Below are 24,494 nucleotides of genomic sequence, written 5' to 3'. Positions count from 1 at the left end.
GGCTTTGAACCCCCTCGAAGCATTATTTCCTCTAAGTTGAGCAATTACCAAATTTTGAAGTATTAGGTAAGCGAACTGTAAAGCAGCTTCCCCGCCCAATCTCACTGGTTACGGTAACAGAACCACCATGGAGTTCGGTGATTTGCTTCACTACGGTTAAACCCAGACCCGTACCTTCATATTGACGATTTAGACTGCTATCAATCTGCACAAAGGGCTGAAATAGTCTATCAAGGTCTTTGGGGGCAATACCGATACCTGTATCGATGATTGAGAAGGAAATAGAAGCTTCGAGTTTCTGGGCTTGATTTCGCTGGGCTTCAACTTTAACTTTAAGCGTCACAATTCCATTGTCGGGTGTAAATTTGATCGCATTATTTAGCAAATTGATTAACACCTGACGAATTCTTCGTTCGTCAACAATGATTTCCCCTAGATCTGGCTGGATTTCTGTATTAATTTGAATACTCTTCTTAACAGCTTGCTGCCTAACAAAGACCAGACTAGATTCACAGAGACGATTGATTGAGACCGAATCGACCTCAAGCACAAATTTCCCCGATTCGATTTTTGATACATCTAGAATGTCATTAATCAATTCCAAAAGATGACTGCCACTGCGTTCGACTGTTAAGACGGCTTGTTTTTGTCGAGCATTAATCGCTCCAAAAACTTCCTCCTGCAAACATTCACTCATTCCTAAAATTGCATTGAGGGGTGTACGAAGCTCGTGGCTCATATTTGCCAAGAATTCATCTTTAAGTCTTGTGGCATGGGATAGTTTTTCGTTGGCTTCTTTCAGTTCAAGTTCTACTAATTTTCGATCGCTGATATCGGCAAAATAGCCCACAATCTCGATGGGTGTTCCTTGGCGATCGCAGATTAAACGCATTTCATCGCGCATCCAACGAAAATTTCCATCCCTATGCAGAAAGCGATATTCGTGGATGAGATGTCTTTTTTCAGCCAACTCGGCTAAGTCCGAAAAAATTTTGGGTGCATCCGCAGGATGAATTTGATGTGCCCAGAAGCCCGAGTCTAGCAAAAAATCTTTAGGTTCGTAGCCCGTGGTTTCTAAAACATTATCACTAATAAAAGTAGTTCCATAATCGCCAAAAGCCATGCAAGTGTAGATAACTGCAGGACTAGAAGAGAGCACAAATTGCAGTCGCTCTCGTAATACCTGATTTTCGATTTCGGTGCGCTTACGGGCAGTTACATCACGCAGAATTCCCTGAGCGAGTTGTTCCCCCCCAATTTCAATTAGGCTTGCTGTGATTTCGACCGAAACACGACTACCATCCTTTCGCAGGGCAGTACTATTCAAAATAGATCCAATGCTATTCTGACTCATGCCCAAAAAATGCGTGCGAGTTACTTCTAGCGCTTCAGGCGGATAAAGCTGGCTTAGATGCATATGCGTCAATTCGTCGCGGGTGTAACCCAAAAGTTGCTCTGCTTTTTGATTTACTTCGATCAGATTTCCTTGCATATCTGCTAGCAAAATCGCATCACTGGCACTATCCATCAGGGCTTGATACCGTTGCTGGCTTTCTAGAAGTTCAATCGTGCGTTCCTCAACCCTATACTCTAGTTCTAGATTAAGCTGATGCAGACTGGCTTCTGCCTGCTTACGATCGCTAATATTCACAAAGGAACCTGATAGTCCGCGATCGACTTTCCCACGGGCTGAGATTTCAAACCAAACGATCTGCTCGTCAGCGCTACAAAGCCGCAAAGGCAATCCTTTGACTTGAGTTTGAGGCGAAATATCAAGGGAAGCCAGGAGATGGCGATCGTCGGGATGCAGAAATCGGCTAAGTGGTAGCCCCAAAGAATGCGACAGCTCAAAGCCTAGGTTTTCTGTCCAGGCTGAATTGAGAAATATGAGATTCCCATTCGCATCGGATTCAAACACGACTTCATAGAGATTCTCTACCATTTCTCGGTAGCGCTTCTCTGATTCTGTTAACTTCTCAACCAAACGGAACTGAATTAGATCTTGAAGCTCACGCTCAGGAGGAGAAGTCATATTTTTTCTCCCTGTAGCATCTCCATACCACCTCAATGTTTTTTATGATTCCATTCACACAGAAGTAATGATTCAGTTCGTTATTTAGAATCAGTACAGTTCTCTTGGAATTCATTTGACTTCATCCCTTAAAATCTCAGACTGCAAACAAATTAAGTAATTCCTCGTTTTGATTATAGTATTATCTCATAATATTAAACAAAATTTCTTTTTTTTAATATTTCCTGATGCTAAATTTTAATCTCATCCCATTTTCAACAAACTGTTTCGCAGCTTGTTGAAAGACCGCACATAGCGCGGAATTCAAATCGCAATCTGTTTCATTTTCATAAAATTGGTATCATTATTTGGGCTAGATTTCTCACCTAATACCATTTTCAAAAAATGTTGCGTTGCATCATTTTTTGAAAAGACCGCGCTCCGATCTGGACTATGCTTTAAGCAATTGTTGGATTACGCCCAACAATTGTTTCAACTTTATAGGCTTACTCAGGTAATCATTGGCACCTGCCGCTAGACATGCTTCGCGATCGCCATCCATCGCCAATGCTGTGAGGGCAACAATTGGTGTTGAGGCGACTTGACCATTAGCACGAATCCGGCGAATTGCTTCTAGACCATCCATTTCTGGCATCTGAATGTCCATCAAGATCAAATTTGGGTGTTGCTGCACAGTCAGATTAACTGCCTCCAGCCCATTTCCTGCCAAAATAATCCGATAGCCACTACTTTCAAGATAACTAGAGAAGGTATCAATGTTTGCCTGGTTATCTTCTGCAATCAAAATCAGAGGACAATCCTCCGCTTCCATATTCACAATTGCATCTGGCGTTTGAGCCATCAATGGTGGATGCCGCAATTTCTCCACAGTGGTGCGAAGTTGCTCCCTTGTAATGGGTTTAACCAAATATTCCACCGCACCTAAGCTTAAACCCTGCGATCGCTCATCTAAGACTGAGATCACCACCACTGAAATATCTTTGGTGTTAGGGTGGGCTTTGAGCTGAGCTAAGGTTTCCCACCCTGATTGGTTGGGCAAGAGAATATCTAGAATGATAAAAGCGGGCTGAATTCGCAATACTGCTTCGATTGTACCTTCTCCTCTAGGATGGATGATGGCTTCCATATTCATCTCACTCAGGTAGCGACCCAATTGATCGGAGGCAGAAGTTGAATCTTCTACAATCAAGACCAAATGGTTACTTGGAGAAAGAGGAGCATTAGGGGTAGTGGGATGTGAAATCGGGGCAAGTGTACAGGTTTGGGGAATAGTTACGGTAAAGCAGCTACCTCGAGCGGGCTGGCTTTGAACCTCAATGGTTCCGCTATGGAGTTCGATAATTTGCTTGACTAGGGTTAGCCCCAGACCCGTACCAGCATATTTGCGGTTTAGGCTACCATCAATTTGGACAAAGGGTTTAAAGAGCTTACCCATATCTTCGGGGGAAATGCCAATCCCCGTGTCGATCACAGAAAAACTGAGAGAATTGGAAGCGCGATCGCCATTCGATCCGAATGGCGCTTTATCATCCACTTGCTTTACAACCAAGGTTACAGATCCCCCTACCATTGTAAATTTAACTGCATTATTGAGCAGGTTGAGTAGCACTTGCTTCATGCGGCGATCGTCGCATAAGATTTCTCCTAGGTTCTCTTGGATATCCATATTCAAATGAATGGATTTCTTGGCTGCCTGCTGCTTTACAAAGGCAAAACTGGCTTCACATAGTTGCTGGACTGAAACAGAACTAATATTGAGTTCTAGTTTACCTGCCTCGATCTTTGAAATATCAAGAATGTCGTTAATCAGCTCCAGTAAATGCCTGCCGCTACGCTCGATCAAGGCGATCGATTTCTGTTGCCGTTCGTTAATTTCCCCAAATACCTCTTCTTGCAAACCTTCAGACATCCCTAAGATCGCATTCAGGGGGGTGCGAAGCTCGTGACTCATGTTGGCAAGAAATTCATCCTTGAGCCTTGTGGTGTTTACAAGTTCGAGATTAATTGCTGCAAGCTGTTCGTTGGTCTGTTGCAAAACTCGTTGGAACTGCGATCGCTCAATGCTGTAGCTAATTACCCGTTTGAGCAAGCGATCGTCAAATGTACCCTTGACTAGGTAATCTTGGGCTCCTTCCCGAAGGGCTTCGAGTCCGATTTCTTCGTCATCTAGCCCCGTCAAGACAACGATCGGCAAAGAAGTTTGCGCGGAGTGGAGGCGCGTTACCGTCTCTATGCCATGAGAATCAGGCAGAGAAAGATCTAAGAGAACGACATTAAAGGTTTGCTGCCCTACCAAGGCGATCGCAGATTCTAAGCGATCGACTGAAGTAATCTGCCATTTTTGAAAATCTGACAGGAATTCTTCCAGCAAGTCGGCATCGGCTGGGTTGTCTTCTACGACCAATATCCTGACATTAGAGAGCGGCATACGATTAGATTTGGTTGCTAGATTATGACTACAATATGGGTAAGAGACTTGCTGTAATGATAAATTCCAAAAGCTTCATTGAGGTTTAGGCAATTTAACTGCTGCTAGCCAAAAGCCTTCAATTAATCGAATCATTTCAATAAATTGATCGAGATCGACTGGTTTAGTCATATAACAGTTGGCATGGAGGTTGTAGCTCCGTAAAATGTCCTCTTCTGCTTCCGAGGTTGTGAGTACAACCACGGGAATAATTTTTAAATCTTCGTCGGATTTGATCTCGGCGAGTACTTCACGTCCATCCTTTTTGGGGAGATTCAAATCCAGCAAAATCAGATCGGGACGAACAGCGTTGCTATAGGCTCCCTGTCGTCGCAGGAATTGGATCGCTTCTACGCCATCCTGTACCCAGTGCAAATGGTTTAAAACCCGACAATCGCTAAAGGTTTCGATCATCAATTCGGCATCGCTGGGAGAATCTTCAACTAGGAGGATTTTAACGATTTCAAGATTGCGAGGGGTTGTCATGGTTTGCATGTTGAACGGGTAGTGTAAAGTAAAAAATAGAACCTTTTCCGAATTGTGATTCAACCCAGATCTGTCCACCGTGGCGCTCCACAATCTTTTTTGCGATCGCCAATCCTAGTCCAGTACCAGGATATTCAGTACGCGTATGGAGTCGCTGAAAAATGGTAAAGATGCGTTCGGCATATTGGGGTTCTATACCAATACCATTGTCTTTGATGGCAAAGCGCCAATGACTGCCCTGTTGAGTGGCGGCGATCTCAATTTCAGGAGGAGCAAGGTCATGATATTTGATCGCATTGCCAATCAGGTTCTGGAATAATAGCAGGAGTTGGGTACGATCGCCAGTTATCACAGGTAAAGGGTCATAATGGATAATGGAATGGCTTTCGTCGATCGCCATTTGTAGGTTTCGCTGGGTTTCTTCGATCAAAATATTACAGTCGATCTGAACGCGTTTTAACTCCTGCCTACCCACACGAGAATAGGAGAGCAGATCTCGGATCAATTGCTGCATGCGAGATGCACTATCGACCACATAGTAAATGTATCGATCGGCTTTCTCATCCAGATTGCCTTGGTACTTGCGAGCCAGAAGCTGGGTATAACTGGTAATCGTTCGCAGGGGTTCTTGTAGATCGTGGGAAGCGACATAGGCAAATTGTTCTAGCTCTTGATTCGATCGCTGCAAGGCTTCCGTCAGTTGCTCGAGTGCTTGGGTGCGTTCGCGAACGCGTTGCTCTAGAGTTTCGTTTACCTCTCGCAGGGTATCTTCTGCCTGCTTGCGATCGCTAATATCTGTAATCGTGCCTACATAACCTGTAACGCGACCCTGGGCATCATGTTCTGCAACAGACTGCCCAAACACCCAAGTTACCGTACCATCATCTTTTTGAAATCGATATTCTAAGCGGAAAGGGCGGTTCTCTTGAGCCGACAGATACCACTCCGCCGAAATCATTTCTCGATCCTCTATATGTAAGCTATTAGCCCATCCCATGCCAGAGGCTGCTTGCGGACTTAGCCCAGCGATTTGACACCAACGCTCGTTGACATAAACGCAATTTCCTTCTGGATCCGTGCGAAAAATTCCTACTGGTGCAGCAGTGGCTAGGGATACGAATCTTTGTTCGCTCTCACGCAGGGAGGCCTCGGCTTTTTGCCGTTCGACGAGTTCGGTTTGTACCTGTTCGTATGCCTCATTTAGCTCGAGCGTCCGTTCTATAACTCGTCGCTCTAATTCAGCTTCTGTCTGCTTGCGATTGGTAATATCAAAATTAACGCCGATCATCCGCTGTGGTTCGCCATGGTCATTACGGTAGACAAAGGCATTGGCTTTAATATCTCGAATGGAACTATCTGGTCGCACAACTCGAAATTCGGGATCGAATTCCTTCTCGCCCTGCAGTGCCTGCTGGATAGCATTTTCTGACCTAAAAACATCGTCAGGATGTAGCCCATTAGCCCATGCTTGATAAGCCCCAGAAAAGTCCGAACGCTCGACACCATAGAGCTCATACATTTGATCGTCCCAAATCAGTTGATTGTTAATGACATCCCACTCCCAGATCCCGATCGCTGCTGACTTCACGGCTAAGGTGAGCCGATCGGAGAGGTTACGAAGTTCTAGTTCTACGCGCTTGCGATCGGTAATATCTAAGGCAACCCCCATCAACCCAGTGACTTGACCACTGGCGGAAAAAACGGGTTGGCTTTTCACCCAATTCCAGCACATCTCACCAGTAGGGCGGAAAAAGCGATACTCAATTTCAGTGGTTTCTCCTGTTTCAAGGCATAGTCGCACCACATCGTTATGTCGCTCGCGATCGTCTGGATGTATTCGTTGTAGTAATTCTTCATAGCTTGGTTCTTGCTGGCGGGGATCGAGACCAAAGATACGAAACATTTGCCCTGACCAAGTAACTTCTCCAGTTTTAAATAGAAATCCCCAACTTCCAATTTTAGCAATATGCTGTGCCTCTGCCAGGTGTGCCTCACTCTTACGGAGTCGGTTTTCTGTCTGTTTGCGATCGCTGATGTCAATGCATGATCCAATATAGCCTAGAAATTCACCGTCAGGATCGAATCGCGGTATTCCCGTATTGAGAAACCAGCGATACTCCCCATCAAAACGTCTGAGGCGATATTCCATCGAGAAACTTTGCTGCGTATCAAAGACATTGGCATAGGTATCTAAGCAAAACTGGACATCCTCTGGATGAATGCCTTCTGCCCATCCATTCCCAAACTCTTGCTCTATCGTCCGTCCAGTAAAATCCAACCAAGGTTTGTTAAAGTGGAAACAGAGCTTGTCGAGTCCAGCCATCCAAATTAAGACGGGGGCATTGTCTGCTAGATAGCGAAATCTGGCTTCACTTTCTCTAATTGCTGCCTCTGCTTGTTTGCGATCGGTAATATCCCGTGCAGCAACATAAATTAACTGTTCGGATGCATACGATCGCCATTCAATATGGCGATAGCTGCCATCTTTACAACGATAGCGATTTACAAAGTTAAGAACGGGCTGTTGGTCGCTCAGGGTTGCCATTGCCCCAAGGGTTGATTCTAGATCGTCTGGATGGACAAAATTTAGGAGTTGTTGACCTTCAAGCTCTTGGATAGAGTATCCCAAGACGTTTTCCCAGGTTGGGTTGAGACGTCTAAAGTAGCCATTTCGATCGGCAATACAAAGCATATCTAAGGTAACGGTAAAGAACCGTTCTAATTCTTCTGTAGTTTGTTGCAGCCTTGCTTCCGCCCGTTTGCGATCGCTGACATCCTGTACCAATGCCACAAAATAGTCTACGGTTCCATCCGCCAAGCGCAGACATTTCGCTGAAATGACTGCATCGATGATGCATCCATCTTTACGGATAAATCGTTTTTCGATGGAATAGCCTTCAATTTCTCCAGCTAGAACGCGATTAAACCAAGCTATATCGGCAGCGAGGTCATCGGGATGGGTGATTTCAGTCCAAGTGAGGCGGGTCAATTCTTCGCGCGGATAGCCAAAAATTTCACACAGGCGATCGTTGACCTCTAGCCAACCCCGTTCTGGTGAGGTGATTGCCATGCCAATTAGCGACTGCTCAAAGTAGCGGCGAAATCTGGCTTCGCTCTGGCGTAGGGCTTCTTCTGCCAGTTTGCGATCGTTGATATCCCACAGTACTCCCTGAATACTGACGGTTGCACCCTCAACATTCTTAACGGGCGTCACATTGGTTTGCACCCAAATATAGCTGCCATTTTGATGGAGATGACGAAACTCATGTCCCGCAACCTTTTCGCCCTTGGTGACAATCTGTCGCATATTATCACCAAGGGCAGCCCGATCGTCTGGATGGGTCAGAGGAATAGACGATTTGCCAATCCATTCTTCAGTTTTCCAGCCAAATAATGTTTCAAATTGCGGTGAGAGGTAGGTAAAAGTGCCCTGCAAATCCGATGACCAAATTAAATCGTTCCCTCTTTCCACCAAACGCCGAAATTTGGCTTCGTTCCCTGCTAAGGTTACCTCAAACTGCTTGCGTTCGGCTTCCAATCGCACCCTCTCGCTAATATCCTTGGCAATTCCCAAAAAGCCCAATATTTCTCCTTTTGAGGTACGCAGGGCTGTCACCGAAAGCAAGACGGGAATTCTAGAGCCATCCTTACGAAGATAACTCCACTCTTCTTCGCTAACCTCTCCTAGCTTTGCCTTGGCGACAAACACCTCAAACCCAGGTTCGATCGTGCGTTGCAACTCATCTGATAGACTGTGCGATCGCGCGATCACCTCATCTAGATCGTGAATAATCGCAGGGGTAACTTTACCAACAACCTCATCGGCTCTGTAACCCAATAGGCTCTCTGCCCCCGCGTTAAAGGATTGAATGATGCCCTCGATATTGGTTGAGATCACCGAAAAGTTTGCACTGTCAAGAATCGCCTGTTGCATGAGCGATATTTCTTCTAGCTTTGCCTCCGTCCGCTTATGACTGCTAGTTTTGAGAGCGGTGACATCTCGAATTACAAACAAGCACCGATCGTCTTCACTCTTAACCACCCGCACTTCTTCATGTTGGATGCGATCGCCGATCTGAACTTGCTGTTCGTAGATCTGGGTTTCGCCAGTGGTCAAGGCTATTTTTGCATACTGTAAATGGCGTTGGGCTAGCTCTGGGGGCAAGACCTCTGCCATCGATTTTCCAATGGGATTGATGTCGGCATTGAGGACATCGTGATGGCGATCGGGCGAAACATATCCCTGATAGATGCCCTCTGCATTGATCCAAAACATTAAGTCTGGAATGGCTGCCAAGATCGACGAAGGGATTGTGTGTTGAGGCTGGGAATGCGAATCAGTCATCAGCATATCGATTCTCCATCGATTTCTTGAGATCTAGCCGCCAATAAGGCTCGAATCGTGGTGTTGAGTTGCTTCAACCTGACGGGTTTGGTTAAATACTCATTGGCTCCCGCCTCTAAACAGGCTTCGCGATCGCCTGACATGGCTAGGGCTGTGAGCGCCACAATCGGAATGTGAGAAACTTTGCGATCGGCACGGATGCGTCGGGTGGCTTCTAAGCCATCCATATTCGGCATTTGAATATCCATGAGAATTAGATCGGGAAGTTGGGCTTTGGTAAGCGCGATCGCTTCCAGCCCATCGACCGCATAAATCAGACGATAGCCGCAATTTTCTAGATAGTCAGAGAGGATATCGACATTCGCCTGATTGTCTTCAGCAATCAGGAGCAGAGGTAACTTGACTGTTGTCTCAACGATGCCATCTACCTTGTCCATTGAATTAGACGAAATAGATAAATTGCTTCCCTCTCCCTGGGGGAGCATAGTTGAAATCGAGCGTTGGGGCGTAATGGGTTCAACAAGATTGCACATGAGGGGAAGGCGCACCGTAAAACAACTGCCCTTACCCAGTTCGCTTTGGACAGAGACAGAGCCAGAATGTAGTTCGGCGATCTGCTTGACCAAAGTTAACCCCAAACCTGTGCCCTCGTACTTACGGCTGAGACCACTATCAAGTTGAACAAAGGGCTGAAACAGTTTGTCTATATCGGTAGCAGCAATCCCAATCCCTGTATCGCTCACCGAAAAACAGATAAAACAGGGAACGATTGGCTTACTTTTTGGTAGAATGTCTGTTTGAGATGTTTCTAGAGTTTCTTCCAGATAGATATTTAAGGCGATCTGTCCTCCCTCTGGCGTAAATTTGACGGCATTGTTGAGTAAGTTGATCAACACCTGCCGCATGCGTCGTTCATCCACAGATATTTCGCCTAGTTCGGTGGCTAAGTTAGTCTGAACTTGAATTTTTTTCTGGTTTGCCTGTTGTTTGATAAAGACCAAACTCGATTCGCAAAGGCGTGTAACCTCAACCATTGAGATATCAAGTTCGAGTTTACCTGCTTCGATTTTTGAGACTTCCAAAATGTCGTTAATTAATTCCAGCAAGTGGTTGCCACTTTGCTCGACCGTCGCGATCGCTTGCTTTTGACGATGGTTGAGCGCTCCAAACACCTCTTCAAGCAAAATCTCAGACATTCCCAAAATTGCATTGAGCGGGGTACGAAGTTCGTGGCTCATGTTAGCGAGGAATTCATCTTTGAGTCGGGTAGCTCGGATGAGTTCGGCATTAGAACGTTCGAGTCTCTGCTCGTATTCTTTTTGAGCGCGGATATCGCGCATCATCGACGAGAAAAATTCGACCTCGCCATTGGGGGCTTTATGGGCGAGGATCAGTTGAGATACTGGAACTTCCTGTCCCTCAGCGTCTAATAAGACAGTTTCTCCCATCCAACTTCCCGTGGCGATCGCAGCGGGCAATCCCTCTTGCATAACCAGATCCACGATTCTTGGGGGGAGGTAATCTGCGAGATTTCGTTGGCGAACTTCCGCATCACTTTTTAACCCACAGAGTTTTTTCTTGGCTGTGTTGTTCCAAATGACCTTGCCCTTGGCATCGACAATGCCAATATAGTCGGTGGATGCCTCTAGGATCGAAAGCAATCGATTTTGTTCTTGTTCTAAACGTTTGCGATCGGTGATATCCTGAGCTGTGCCGATGATGAGTTTGACTCTCCCTCGATCGTCTCGACTAAACACGGTGTTGCGATTGTAAAACCAACGCCATTCTCCATTGGCATGTCGATAGCGATGTTCGCTATCGAAAATTTCTCCTTCTGGCGCTGCATTGATCTGTTCGTAATAGGCTGGAATTAGACCGAGGTCATCAGGATGGATAAGACATTGATTTAATTTGTTTCCCATTGCCTGAATCTCTTTGGCTGTATAACCAAGAATAGTCACAATCTCGCGATTGGCATAAACATTTCGTTCCTCCTGGACATCGTAGAGATAGAGAATATTGGGCGAAGAATCTGCGATTTGCTGAACCAATTGTTGGCTTTTTTGAAGTTCTACCTCTACCATTTTGCGATCGCTGATATCGGCAAAATACCCGACAATTTCTATGGTCATACCGCGATCGTCGCGCACCAATCGCATTTCATCCCGCATCCACCGATAGCTACCATCTTTATGCAAAAACCGATATTCGTGAATATGATGTTCCTGCTCAAACAGGTTGGCTAAGCCCGCAAAAATTCTGGACGCATCCTCTGGATGAATGTGCGTCGTCCAAAAATTGGAATCCCGTAAAAATTCTTCAGGAGAGTAGCCAGTAATGCCTAAAACATTCTCACTTATGAAAGTAGTACCGTAATTACCTTCAGAGGAACAAGCATAGATCGCTGCGGGACTAGACGAAAGCACAAATTGCAAGCGCTCTCGCAATACTTGATTCTCGATTTCATTGCGTCTGCGATCGGTCACATCACGAAAAATCCCCTGTGCAATCTGTTCGCCTCCCACTTCGATTAGGCTAGCTGTAATTTCCACGGGAATTGTTTTCCCATTTTTGTGTAAGGCGGTGCTGCTGAAGATCGGTCCCATACCATTCTGCACGACGTTTAAAAAATGTGCGCGCGCATTTGCCAAGGCTTCGGGAGGATGAATTTGACTCATGTGCAATTGTGTCAATTCATCGTTGGAGTAACCTAACATTTCTTCAGCTTTTTGATTTGCTGCAATTAGATTTCCCTTTATATCTCCTAGCAAAATCGCATCGCTGGCTCCATTCATCAGCGCTTGATAGCGTTGCTGGCTTTCCAAAAGCTCAGCAGTGCGTTCCTCAACCCTACGCTCTAGTTCCAGATTAAGTTTGTGTAGGGCTGCTTCGGCTTTTTGGCGTTCCGCTAGTTCGGCTTGTGCCTGCTGATAGGCCGTTGCTTGCTGTAAGGCGATCGCCAGTTGTAAGGCAATCTCATTTAGCAAAGCCAGTTCTTCAGACAGCCAAGAGCGATAATCAGAACATTGGTGACCGATGAATAGCCCCCATAACTTGCCAGACACCAAAATGGGAACTACAAGATTTGCTTTAACTTGATATTGCTCAAGCAACTCTAGGTGGCATGGCGTGTAGTCGGTCTCGTAAATATTTCCCACAGCAAGATTGCGACTAGCCGTGAATAGTTCTTGGGCTTGAGATTGAAAGCAAGTATCTTTGATTTGATTGGAGAGCGATTTTGTCCAGCCTTCACCGACAGACTCAGCAACAACATTGCCACTCCAATCTGGCTCAAATTGAAATACGATCATGCGATCGCAGTGTAAAAACGAACGAACTTCAATAACCGCTGTATTTAGAATATCCTGTAGATTGAGGGAACTATGAACCCGTTCGGAAATACGGACAATTAATCGCTCCCGCTTTGCTTGTGCCTGTAGTTTTGCCGTACGCGATCGCACCTGCTGCTCTAATTCTTGATTGCGGCTTTGTAGCAACTGTAGCTTTTCCGCCTCTAGTAGTGCCGTTTTTCGCTCCAGTGACTGCACGACGCGATAAATTTCCATCGGGTTGAGTGCATTCAGTAAATTGCTCTGGGTGACAACTCCTAGTAAATAGCCTTGAGCATCTGTGACGGCAATTCGGTTGATTCGGCGTTCTTGCATGAGCATTCGCGTCGTCCAAAGCGAAGTGTCTGGACGAATGGAAAATACGGGCGCACTCATGACGGTCTGCGCTTGGATTTGGGCAAAGTTAAGTTCTAAGGCAAGAAATTGGACGATATCGCGTTCGGTGACAATGCCAATGGGAAGCAGGCGATCGCGATCTCCTCGTTTAATCAAAAGCACCGAACTGACTCGATGCTCAGTCATGCGTTGCGAAAGTTCGAGAATAGATGCTGTGGGCTCTGCATAAATTACCTTTTTGTCCATCACATCCGCCGCTGTTCGCAAGTGCAAAAGATCGACAGGACGCAAGACTTGGCGTAGGCTCTCTTGGGTAATGAGACCTGTTACTTGCCCAAGATCGTCCACCAAGGGTAAATGACGGAGATGATGCAATTGAAATAGACCGAGGGGTACAAAGATATCGGTAAATTCTGATTCTGGTAAAGCCATGACCGATCGCGCCATAACCTCAGCGATCGTCACCTCGGAAGGGTTTTTACCTAACGAACCAAAACGAACGAGGTCTTGCTCTGCCAAGAGCCCAACTAATTGTCCATCCTCTAACACCAATACGCAACTGCTTTGCGCTGTAGTCAATAGCAGATATTGCTCGGAGTCAACTTCGCAACTTAGCTCGCAAGTTGTCCCGCCTGCACTCATCATGGCGATCGCTTCTGCAACTCGCGCATTTGCTGCGATCGTGAGAGGATTGCGAACAATTGCCTGTTCTAAATCGATCTGGGCAAGGTTAAGAGATGACATAAGCTAAGTAGACCCCCTCATTCACTACGGCATAACCACGATCGTTGAAAACGATATAATGTATAGCAAACCTATTTGATTTGTGGGTAGGGATAATTCATGAATTGCCCCTAGGATTCTTTGCAAAATCAAGAATTTCTCAGGGATCATTTTAGGATCGCTATTTGTAGTAATTATGCATTAAAACTTTCGGATTTATGTTAGGAATAGCTCTAGTTTAACTGGTATCGGGTGGATCGTGACGGGTATTTTGAAGTCGAATCTTAGGATGCGTCAGAAATCTTCAAAGCCCTAAAAAAGACATAAATAAAGAGTAAAAATTCAATACGCTTTGGTGATTTCTCCCTTTTATTGCAATTATCTTGTCGCTAAAAGCTGTTGAATTGTTTCAGCTAGTTGCTTGAGTTTAATCGGTTTGACCAGAAACTCATCTGCCCCAGTTTGAAGGTATGTTTCGCGACTGTCAGCTAGTTCTAAATCGGCGATCGCAACAATCGGAATGTGGGTCGATTTAGGGTTTGCCCGAATCTGTTGGATTGCCCTTAATTCATCTAGTTCTGGTATTTGGATCTCGATCAAGATCAGACTTATTGTTTCGGCTGTAGCGATCGCAATGGACTCCTCTTCGTTTTTTGCAAAGACTAAGCGATAGCCGCGACTGGTTAGATAGTTAGAAATGGTTTCTTTAATTCCCTTGTACTTGCTTTTGCGATCGGCAACCTGAAAAATCAGAGTCTTGGTTGCAAGACTGCTCGGAGAGCTAACGGTTTCTACAGGCGTGTTTACGGGCTGATTGACAGGAGGAATGGATTCCTTCGCTTGATTGGAATAGGGTAGCCAAACCGAAAAGCAACTGCCTTCACCCAAAACACTTTTGACAGTAACACAACCGCCATGCAACTCTGTAATTTGCTTCACCAAGGTAAGGCCTAATCCTGTGCCCTCGTACTTACGGTTGAGACTACTATCGATTTGCACAAAGGTTTGGAAGAGTTTACCCATGTTCTCAGGTGCAATGCCAATGCCCGTATCGATCGCCAAGAAACATATCGCCCAAGGAAACTCAGAACTTGTAATGGAGTAAGCCTCATGTTCGATTTGCCCTTCTAAGTTCTCTAACCTTACTTCTAGGGTAACCTGTCCCCCCGAGGGTGTAAATTTGACAGCGTTACTGAGCAAATTAATCAATACCTGTCGAATGCGACGTTCGTCCACAGCGATCGCACTTAAATTTAAATGGGTTGGGATCGTCATTGTGAGTTGAATATTTTTCTTGAGTGCCAACTGTCTGACAAAGGATAAACTCGATTTGCAGAGACGATCGATAGAAGCCTCTGAGATTTCCAGTTCTAGCTTGCCTGCTTCGATTTTTGAGACATCGAGGATGTCCGTGATTAATTCGAGCAGATGATTGCCGCTGCTTTCAATCGTAGAAATTGCCTTGCGTTGGCGATCGTTAAGGCTACCAAACACTTCATCTAACATCCCCTCAGACATGCCTAAAATCGCATTGAGCGGGGTGCGAAGTTCGTGACTCATATTGGCAAGAAATTCATCTTTAAGCCGCGTAGCACGGGCAAGCTCGCGATTGGTATGTAGGAGCTGTTCGTTTGCTTTGAGCACGATTTCCTCCGCCCGTTTGCGATCGCTGATATCGCGCACAATGCAAGCAAGAGATAACTCCTTATCAATCCAAGAATTTTGAATAAAAAAGGCACTGAAAAGTACAGGAATGGCTTCATGGGTTTGGTAATGGCGCAACCGAAATTCTCCCGCCCAAGTGCCATCATGCTCTAATAAACCAAGCGTGTTTTTTTGTAACTCTAATCGATCTTCAGGGAAATGGAAGTCAAAGATCGAAAGGTCTCTAATCGAAGCATTTAAGCCAATCATCTGCCGTCCCGCTGAGTTGAGATAGGTTAGCTGCCCATCTTGGGTTGCTAAAGCAATAAAGTCTGTACTATTTTCGACGAGGGCAATCAGCTTTTGACGTTTGGACATTTCTACCAACAGTTGATGATTGGCATGCTCTAGCTGGAGAGTCCGTTTTTCGACTCGAGACTCTAATTCTTTGTTGAGTTGATAGAGCGCATCGATCGCTTCTTGACGCTCTAGTTCGGCACTCACCCGTGCCGCAAATACACAGAGCATGTCATTTGCACGTTGCTGGTTGAGAAGTGGCTTGCGATCGAGAATGCATAAACTACCAAAGATTTCTCCACGGGAGTTCGTTAACCCAATTCCCATATAGGATTTCACCCCTAGTGACTCCATGACCTCATTGCCCGCAAATCGTTGTTGCACTTGGCTCAGACAGCTAAAAAAGCCCTCTTCCATTGCGATCGCACAGGGGGAATTATCCAGACATAGTCTAAGGTTGGGCTGAATCTGACCATCTTCCCAAAAAATTAAAGTTTCTAGGGAATTTTCATCCAAGCGTTTTGAGACAACCACATAACGAATGTCTAGGGCAGTGGCGATATATTCTGCGAGTAGGGGCAAAAAGTTTTCACCTGTAACTGCGGCTGCACCTTCTACCAGATTCTGAAGCGATTCCTCTGCTTCCTTGCGATCGGTGATGTCGCGTGCGATCGCTAAAACTTCATTGTCCCCACAGACGACGAGCCTCACCTCTTGAGTTCTTAACTCATCATTGATAAAAATTTTCTGATCGTAGATTTGAACTTGACCCGTTTGCAGCGCCTGTTGAATATATCTCATCCGCATTTCTACAAACTCAGCAGAGAGTCCGATTTCGTAAATACTTTTGCCAACGATATCAGAATTCCCAAAAGCCTTGAATGCTTCGTTGGCAAAAAAGTCAAGGAATATGCCATCTCCTGACATGCGCATGATTAAGTCTGGCAATGCTACGATTAAGGCTCTTTGCTTGCTTTCACTGTCCTGAAGGGCAAGTTCTATGGCTTTACGGTGGGTGATATTCACACCAATGGCTAAAACTGCGAGACTATCTTGTCCGAGAATGGTAATGGGATGTTTCTGCCATTGCAACCATTCGCCCTGTCCCAACGGGCTAGTACTTTTTTCTTCAGGAATAAAGAGTGCTTGACCGCTAGCGATCACTGCTTGATTTTCTTCATGGAACTTCCTGACTGAATCAGGATCTGGATGGATATCAAAATCATACTTCCCAATCATTTCTATGGTTGTCATGCCATAAAAATCAGCGATCGCTTGATTTGCCAGCAAATATTTGCCGTCCCAGTCCTTTACAAAGATGAGGTTGGGGGATGTTTCGATAATCGTATGTAAAAATTCCCTCTGTTGAGATATTTCTAGTTCTGCTGTCTTAAGTTCGGTAATGTCACGACTGCTTACAGTTGCGCCTGAGATTTCACCGTTGGCATCAACATAGGGGGAGTAGGTGACAGCAATAAAGCGATCGCCAAGGTTGGCATAGTTAAACCAACTCTCATACCTGACGGTTTCACCCGCAAAGCATCGATCTAGCTTAGGCTGAATGATCTCAGCAAAGGTTTGTTCGCCATGAATTGCTGCTACGGAATGTCCGATAATTTCATCAAAGGTTTTAGCATTGCGATCTAGGTAAACCTGATTGACGAGTTGATAAATATATTGCCGATTGACGAGGGCAATGCCATCAGCCGTGTTGGCAATCACCCGTTTATACTGATGCAGATTTTCTTCTACAAGTTTGCGATCGCTAATATTTTCAATAATCGTTGCCGTGCGGTAAATCTCTCCCCCTGCATTATGAATTGGGAAGCATCTTGCCCACAACCATCGCATCGTTCCATCGGGGAGAATAATGCGAAATTCTTGGCTAAAAAATCCAACATCACTAGACATCCTGTAGGCATTTGTTACTCTCTCACGATCGTGGGGCGCGATCGCATCCATCCAAGCAGTTGGATCTGCGTAGAGGCTTTCATTAGATCTCCCAAAAATCTCTGCATAAGCAGGATTCACGTAAAGTAAATGCTCGTCACCAACGGCGCTAATGATAATTGTACTCCGATTGTTCTCGGCAAATTGACGGAACATCTCATTGCTGTCAAACAGCGCTTCTGTCCGCGATCGCACTTGTTTTTCGAGTTCTATATTGCGATTTTGCAAAAGTTCTAGGTTCTCTTGTTCCAGTCGCGACAGCTTGGTTTCTAGGGTGGCAACCAAATCGCAGATTTCCAAGGGGTTGAGTGCATCTAAGAGATTTGTCTGCGTGACAATTCCCTCTAAACGCCCCTCTACATCCGTGACTACGATGCGATTGATCTGCCGCTCTTGCATCAAGGCTCTAACTTCCCAAAGCGAGGTATCCGATCGCACCGAAAATACGGGAGCACTCATGACTGTTTGGGCATAGATCTGCTCAAAGTCAAGTCCTAAAGCCAGAAGCTGGACGATATCATGCTCTGTGACCACGCCAATCGGAAAGAGATCTTCACCTTCTCGTGTTTCGACAATTACAACGGAACTAACACGATGCTTTGACATAAGTTGTGTCAGTGTGAGGATCGGATCCGTTGGCTCGGCAGAAATGACCTCTGTAACCATCACCTCCGACACTAAGCGCAGTCGCAACAAGTCAATGGGTCGGAGAAGTTGCCGCAAACTCTCATGGGTGAGCAAGCCTACCACCTCATCGAGATCGCTTACGAGGGGCAAATGACGAATGTGATGCCGTTGCAATAAGCTAAGCGGTACAAAAATATCCGTGAATGCTGACTCTTGTAGGGTCTGAACTGGGTAGGTCATCACCGAGGCGATCGAGGTATCCTGAAAATCTCGCCCTTGGGTACTGAGGCGCACCAAATCTCTCTCCGTTAAAATCCCCACAAGTTTCGTGTGGTCAAGGACTAAGACGCAACTACTTTTAGCCTTAGCAAGCTGCAATTGAAGCGCTGAATCGATGTCACAACTTAAAGAGCAGGTTGTACTACCCACACTTAACAGTGCGATCGCATCAGCAACACTGGCATCCGATGCGATCGTGAGAGGACTGCGAACGATTGCCGACTCTAGATTGATTTCAGCAAAGTTAACTGACGACATAGTCTGTGGTAAATCCTTCTTGCCTAACTATAACTGATGTTTAGGGGGAATCTTTGGGATATACAGCGTTTCAGGCTTTTTTAGCCTGAACTATCTGATTTTGCTGCTAACAGTTTTTGAACGCTTACTAAGAGTTGTTTTAGCTTGACTGGCTTTGATAGGTAATCATTAGCGCCAGCTTCCAAGCATTTTTCGCGATCGCCTACCATCGCCAGGGCAGTTAGGGCAATAATTGGCACATCCAAGCATTCTGAGATTTTACGAATCTCTGCAATTGCTTCTAATCCATTCATCTCAGGCATCTGGATATCCATTAAAATGATGTCAGGTTTAGATTTGCGAGCGATGTCTACTGCTTCCAATCCATTGTTTGCCACAACGATTTGATAGCCAAAAATAGACAGGTAATTAGAAAAAGTCTCGATATTTGCCTGATTATCCTCTGCCAGCAAAATCAGTGGAGTTTTTGTTGTATTTACCTCTCTTTCGATGATTGGTTCAGATTCATCTGTGGGAGTCTGCTGGACTGCTTCGATTTCTGCGGTAATTTTATAGGGTAATAGAATGGAGAACTGACTGCCGATGCCGAGCGTGCTCTCAAGCAAAATCTCACCTCCATGCAATTCTACAATGCGTTTGACTAAAGCCAATCCCAAACCAGTGCCACCAAATTGACGATTGAGCCCACTATCAACTTGGACAAACGATTGGAACAGCTTTGGGATATTCTCAGGTGCGATGCCTATCCCCGTATCGATAATGTGAAACTGGATCTTAGACTCTATCCCATTGAGATTTACCTCCAGGGTGATGCGACCCCCTTCGGGAGTGAATTTAACCGCATTGATTAATAAGTTAATTAATGCTTGGCGAATGCGTAGTTCATCGACTGCGATCGCATGTAGATTAGGGGCAATCGTCATCACGAGCTGAATGTTCTTTTTAAGGGCAAGTTGCTTGACAAAACTGAGGCTAGAATCACAAAGGCTCTTAACGGAAACTGGTGCGATCTGTAGCTCCAGTTTGCCTGACTCAATCTTGGCAAGGTCGAGAATATCGTTAATCAGTTCCAACAGATGTCTGCCACTATGCTCAATCGTCGCGATCGCTTTTTTTTCTCTGGGGTTGAGTTCGCCAAACACATTATCCTGTAAGCCCTCTGACATGCCCAAAATGGCGTTTAGGGGAGTCCGGAGTTCGTGGCTCATATTGGCAAGAAACTCATCTTTAAGCCGAGTGGCACGGGCAAGATCGGCATTGGAAATCGCAAGTTGCTCGTTACTCTCCATCAGTTTGACTTCTGCCTGCCGCCGTTCCTCCAATTCCTCTTGTAGCTGCTGATAAAGATCGGCTTGCTGAATCGCGATCGCCAATTGATTGGCAATCTGTTGCAATAGCCTGGCTTCGGAATATTTCCAGAGACGCTTCTTCGCACAATTATGAACAATTAGCAAACCCCATAATTTTGAGCCTACGATCGCTTCCTGCTCTGGCTCAGTGGCAGATGGAGACAAGCGCAATAAGATCGGAGCCACAATTTGCGATTTTACCTCTGCTTGGATCAGGAAGTCTCGCAGACTTTCAGAGAGATCGAAGGTTTGGAGATCGTGGGCAATTATTGGTTTGCCGCTTAGGTGGCTCTCTAAATCCTCTTCCAAGAGATTGTTAGTATCCCAGTAGAAGTTTTTGACCGAGGGGTATTCGAAATTGACAGCTTCTTCTACAATGCGACTCGTATTGTCAGGAAACAGTTGGTATACGATTGCTCGATCTACCTTTAATAGCTGCTTGACCTGCTCGGTCACAGTTGCCAAAATTACTTGTACATTTAAGGACTGGCGAATTTGCTGAGTAATACCTGCTAAGGTCTGCTGGTTTTGTAGTTGCCGTGAGATCGCGGATTCTGCCCGTTTCCGAACGATTAACTCGGCTTGGAGTTGTTGGTAAAGGTTGACCTGTTGAATGGCGATCGCCAATTGACTGGTAAGTTGTTCTAGCAAGCTAACTTCCCAAGCTTGCCAATCTCTAGGAGCAGAACACTGGTGTGCAATCAGCAATCCCCATAGCTTTCCTCCCTCTTGCACGATCGGAACGACCAATTTTGCCCGAATCTGAAAGTCAGCCATAAACTGAACCATACATTCTAAAACAGGATCTCGATCGCGATCGGCGATCGTATAGACATTTCCCACGGCGTAACGTGCATAACAACTGAGAGGAAAGGCTTCTGGGGGAAAAGTAACACCCAAAACTCGACCCCAAGGTTCAACCACTGATTCTGTTACAACCCTCCCCGTACAATCGTCAAAAATCTGATAGACCAAAACCCGATCGGATTGAATCAGTTGCCGCACATCATCTACGGCAGTTTCAAGAATGGAGACTAGATCGAGGGAATCGCGAATCCGTTGTAAAATTGAGGCAAAGAGTTTCTCTTTTTCTAATTGTTGCTTTAGGGTTTCTTCAATTTGCTTGCGATCGCTAATATCCCGTACGATCGCCACGACTTCATCCACATCGATTGCTACGATCCGAACTTCTTCATCAACCAGACGGTTGTGTTTTAAAAACTGATGTTCGTAAACTTGCAATTCGCCAGTTGAAATTGCCTGCTCAATTGCCTCTAACTGTCGTTGCAGTAAATCGGGAGGCAGCACCTCCGATAAGTGACGATTGATGATTAAGAAATCCTCTGCATGACTGCCTCTGGGTTGAATAAAATCCAAACAGAATCCATCTCGCCTCAGCCGTAATAGCAAGTCTGGAACTGCTTCTAAAATGGCACGATTTCGCGCTTCACTTTCCCGAAGTGCCATTTCTGTACGCTTACGTTCAGAAATATCACGAAAAATCCCCAGATTAATGATTTGTCCGTTGAGTTCAACCACAGTGCTAATTATATCAATAGGCACTGTACGACCATCTTTTCGCACGGCAAAGGCATCGAGAAATTTTCCAGAACCAGTTTTGATGACATCAGAAAATGCGGCAAAGTACTGCTCAGATCGATCTCTTGGATGAATTTGAACAATGTGTAAATGCGTGAATTCATCCCTTGAATAGCCCAACATCTCTTCGGCTTTGGCGTTGGTCTCTAGGATGTTGCCCTGAGCATCGGCAAGGATAATGGCATCGCCCGCACATTCCATGATCGATCGATATCGTTCCTCACTTTCCCTTAAATCTTTTTCTGCCTGCTTGCGATCGGTAATTTCTCTTGAGACCCAAATCACTGAGTTTTGAGATAATGGTGAAATCGTAGCTGCAAACCAAGCTTCATGACCTTTCATGTCTAAGTTATACTCAACATTAATGGCGGTATTCATAGCTAAGGTCTGTTGAATGTAGCCCACAAATTCCTTTGCCTTATCTAGGGGAAGGAGATCGTATTCGGTTTTGCCAATGATATCCTCACCAGAAGTGATCAAACCAGACGCTTGCGTGTTGGCAACCTTTAAATATTTACCCTCTCGATCTTTAACGAGTACGAGATCGCTCATCGCACTAAAGAGCGTTCGCAATTCTAACTCGGATGTCAGTAATGCCTCCTCTACAGATTTTCGCCGAGTAATATCTGATTCCGAGCCACTCATGCGAATGACATTGCCGTTACCATCTCGCAACGCCTTGCCTCGATCTAAAAACCACATAAAAGAGCCATCTTTCTGCTGAACTCGGTATTCCACCTCAAAAAATTCTGTGTTCCCAGCAAAGTGATTGGCAACTGCTACCATGACGCGATCGTAGTCATCAGGATGGATATTTCTAAACCAATCTTCTAAGCTATTAACTATTTCCTCGCTGGTATAACCGCGCATTTGCTTCCATCGCTCGGAGAAAAAGATAGTATTTGCTTGAACATCCCAATCCCAAATCCCATCGTTGGCTCCCTTTAATGCCAACTGCCATCGTGCTTCACTTGCATTTAAGGCAAGGGTACGCTTCTCAACCCTATTTTCTAATTTTTGGTTAAGTTCATATAGAGCTTCTTCCGATCGCCTGCGCTCGATCGCTAAACTCGCCAAACTAACCGCCACATTGACAAGTCCGAGGTCTTTCTCAGTAGGGGTCTTAGGTTCTTGATAGTACATCGCAAAGGTTCCTAAAACCTCTCCAGATCTAGCAATAATTGGGGTAGACCAGCAAGCTCGTAAGTTATGCTGTAAAGCCAGATCGCAATAATCGCTCCAGAGCGGATCGCTGGCAATATCTGTTACAATTACTGGCTCTTTACGATAGACAGCCGTACCGCAGGATCCCACACGTTCTCCGATTTGAACACCGTTAATTGCGTTGTTATAGGCTTCTGGCAAACTCGGGGCGGCTCCACGCCATAGTTGTTGCCGATCCAGCAACAAAATGGAACCCAACATTCCCTCTGCCTGCGACTCAATGACGCGAACGATCAAATCTAGAACTTCCGAAAGCTTAACATCCTGTGCGAGTAACTCTAGTACTTGCCTTTGACCTGATAGGAGTTGCTCTTGCTGCTTGCGATCGCTGATATCGAGCTGAATTCCAGTCATGCCTATGGGATTGTCGAGATGATCTAAAATTGCTTGCCCAAAAACATGGAGCCAGCGAATTTTGTCATTGGGTAGCAGAACCCGATATTCTAGATCGAGGTTAGAACCACTGGCGATCGCCTGCCAAATTAAGCGATCGACTCGGCTCCGATCTTCAGGATAGATCGCGTTCAGCCATGCATCATAGTCAGGTGAGATCGTACTAGGCTCGTATCCCAATAGTTGGTAGTTCTCATTGCTCCAAGTTATCGATCTATTGTGTGTGTGTAATTTCCAAGTTCCAGCTTTAGCTGCACTCAGAGCAAGAGATAGTTGCTTTTCGCTGTCTCGGAGGGATTCTTCTATCTGCCTGCGGCTGGTGACATTAACAAGAGAAATTAAATGGGCAGGGCGATTGTCCCAAATCGTAAGGGTAGAATGCATCTCGGCAGTTAAAAATTTACCATTTGCCTGTAAGAGTTCAATTTCTTGAAAGCCACCCTTGCCTATGCTAGGGATACCCAGTTGCCGCCCAATTAAACTTTTTTTATGCCTACCCAGCATTTTCTCGGTCGAGGGATTGGCAAATAATATTTCTCCATCAAAATCAACGACTAATAAACCATTGACTGTATTTTCTACGATGGTTTGAAGTTGGTCGTCTCGCTGTTGTAATGCCTTGGATAATGACCGATGCTCAAATACTTTCCGAAGCATCACAGGTAGAAGTTTGAGGTAGTTAGGGGTTTTTAGGATGTAGTCTTGAGCGCCTCGCTGCATCCAGTCAATCACAACTTCTTCTGCACCTAAATCGGCTTGAATAATGATAGGAATTTGTCGAGCTTGTAATTCTGAAAAAATTTCTAATGTCGGACTGACGCCAGTACTAACCTCTAAAATTGCAATATCAAACTTATGGGTAGCAATCAGTGTTTTGGCTTCGGAAACAGAAGGCGCGATCGCGTACCTGTAGGGTAAATCGACGGTTGCGACATATTCTTCAAATGTCGTCGAACTTGTACCACTAGCTTGGATGAAAAGAATCTGCATATTTTTAAGCGATTGCTAGGTACTCCTACTATTCCCCATTGTAATTTCTAACGATCGCGATCGTGAAAACAATAAATACTACGCGAGAATTGACTGGTTTACTCCTGGAATCTTCCCTTTAATTTTGCTTAATCTTGCTTGCCTC

At 45.4% G+C, this 24,494-nt stretch carries 7 protein-coding genes; all 7 read right to left on the bottom strand.

Features of this window, described 5'->3' with window-relative positions:
- Window positions 1–31: 31 nt before the first annotated feature.
- Window positions 32–2,032 carry a PAS domain-containing protein gene (locus V2H45_RS10900; protein WP_330483673.1) on the bottom strand — a complete coding sequence of 667 codons (2,001 nt, stop codon included), beginning with the start codon at window positions 2,030–2,032 and terminating at the stop codon, window positions 32–34.
- A 430-nt stretch (window positions 2,033–2,462) separates the two neighbouring features.
- The gene (locus tag V2H45_RS10895) at window positions 2,463–4,460 is read right to left on the bottom strand and encodes a response regulator (protein WP_330483672.1); all 1,998 of its coding nucleotides are present in this window, start codon (window positions 4,458–4,460) and stop codon (window positions 2,463–2,465) included.
- 75 nt (window positions 4,461–4,535) lie between these two features.
- A complete protein-coding gene (locus tag V2H45_RS10890; RefSeq protein WP_330483671.1) occupies window positions 4,536–4,985 on the bottom strand; it encodes a response regulator in 450 nt (149 codons plus the stop codon).
- Window positions 4,963–9,336 (bottom strand): PAS domain S-box protein, encoded by a 4,374-nt coding sequence (locus tag V2H45_RS10885; protein WP_330483670.1) that lies wholly within the window; start codon window positions 9,334–9,336, stop codon window positions 4,963–4,965. Before V2H45_RS10885 ends, V2H45_RS10890 begins: the two co-directional genes overlap by 23 nt.
- Complete coding sequence (locus V2H45_RS10880; protein ID WP_330483669.1) at window positions 9,330–13,760, bottom strand: PAS domain S-box protein; 4,431 nt, start codon at window positions 13,758–13,760, stop codon at window positions 9,330–9,332. Before V2H45_RS10880 ends, V2H45_RS10885 begins: the two co-directional genes overlap by 7 nt.
- A 357-nt stretch (window positions 13,761–14,117) precedes the next feature.
- On the bottom strand, window positions 14,118–18,794 hold the full coding sequence (locus tag V2H45_RS10875) for a PAS domain S-box protein (RefSeq protein ID WP_330483668.1): 4,677 nt from the start codon (window positions 18,792–18,794) through the stop codon (window positions 14,118–14,120).
- A gap of 80 nt (window positions 18,795–18,874) precedes the next feature.
- Window positions 18,875–24,349 carry a PAS domain S-box protein gene (locus tag V2H45_RS10870; RefSeq protein WP_330483667.1) on the bottom strand — a complete coding sequence of 1,825 codons (5,475 nt, stop codon included), beginning with the start codon at window positions 24,347–24,349 and terminating at the stop codon, window positions 18,875–18,877.
- Window positions 24,350–24,494 lie beyond the last annotated feature (145 nt).

The organism is Tumidithrix elongata BACA0141 (genome assembly GCF_036349135.1).
Classification (GTDB): Bacteria; Cyanobacteriota; Cyanobacteriia; order Pseudanabaenales; family Pseudanabaenaceae; genus Tumidithrix; species Tumidithrix elongata.
Note: the sequence above shows the minus strand (reverse complement) of the source record. Positions and strands in the feature narration are given on the sequence as shown.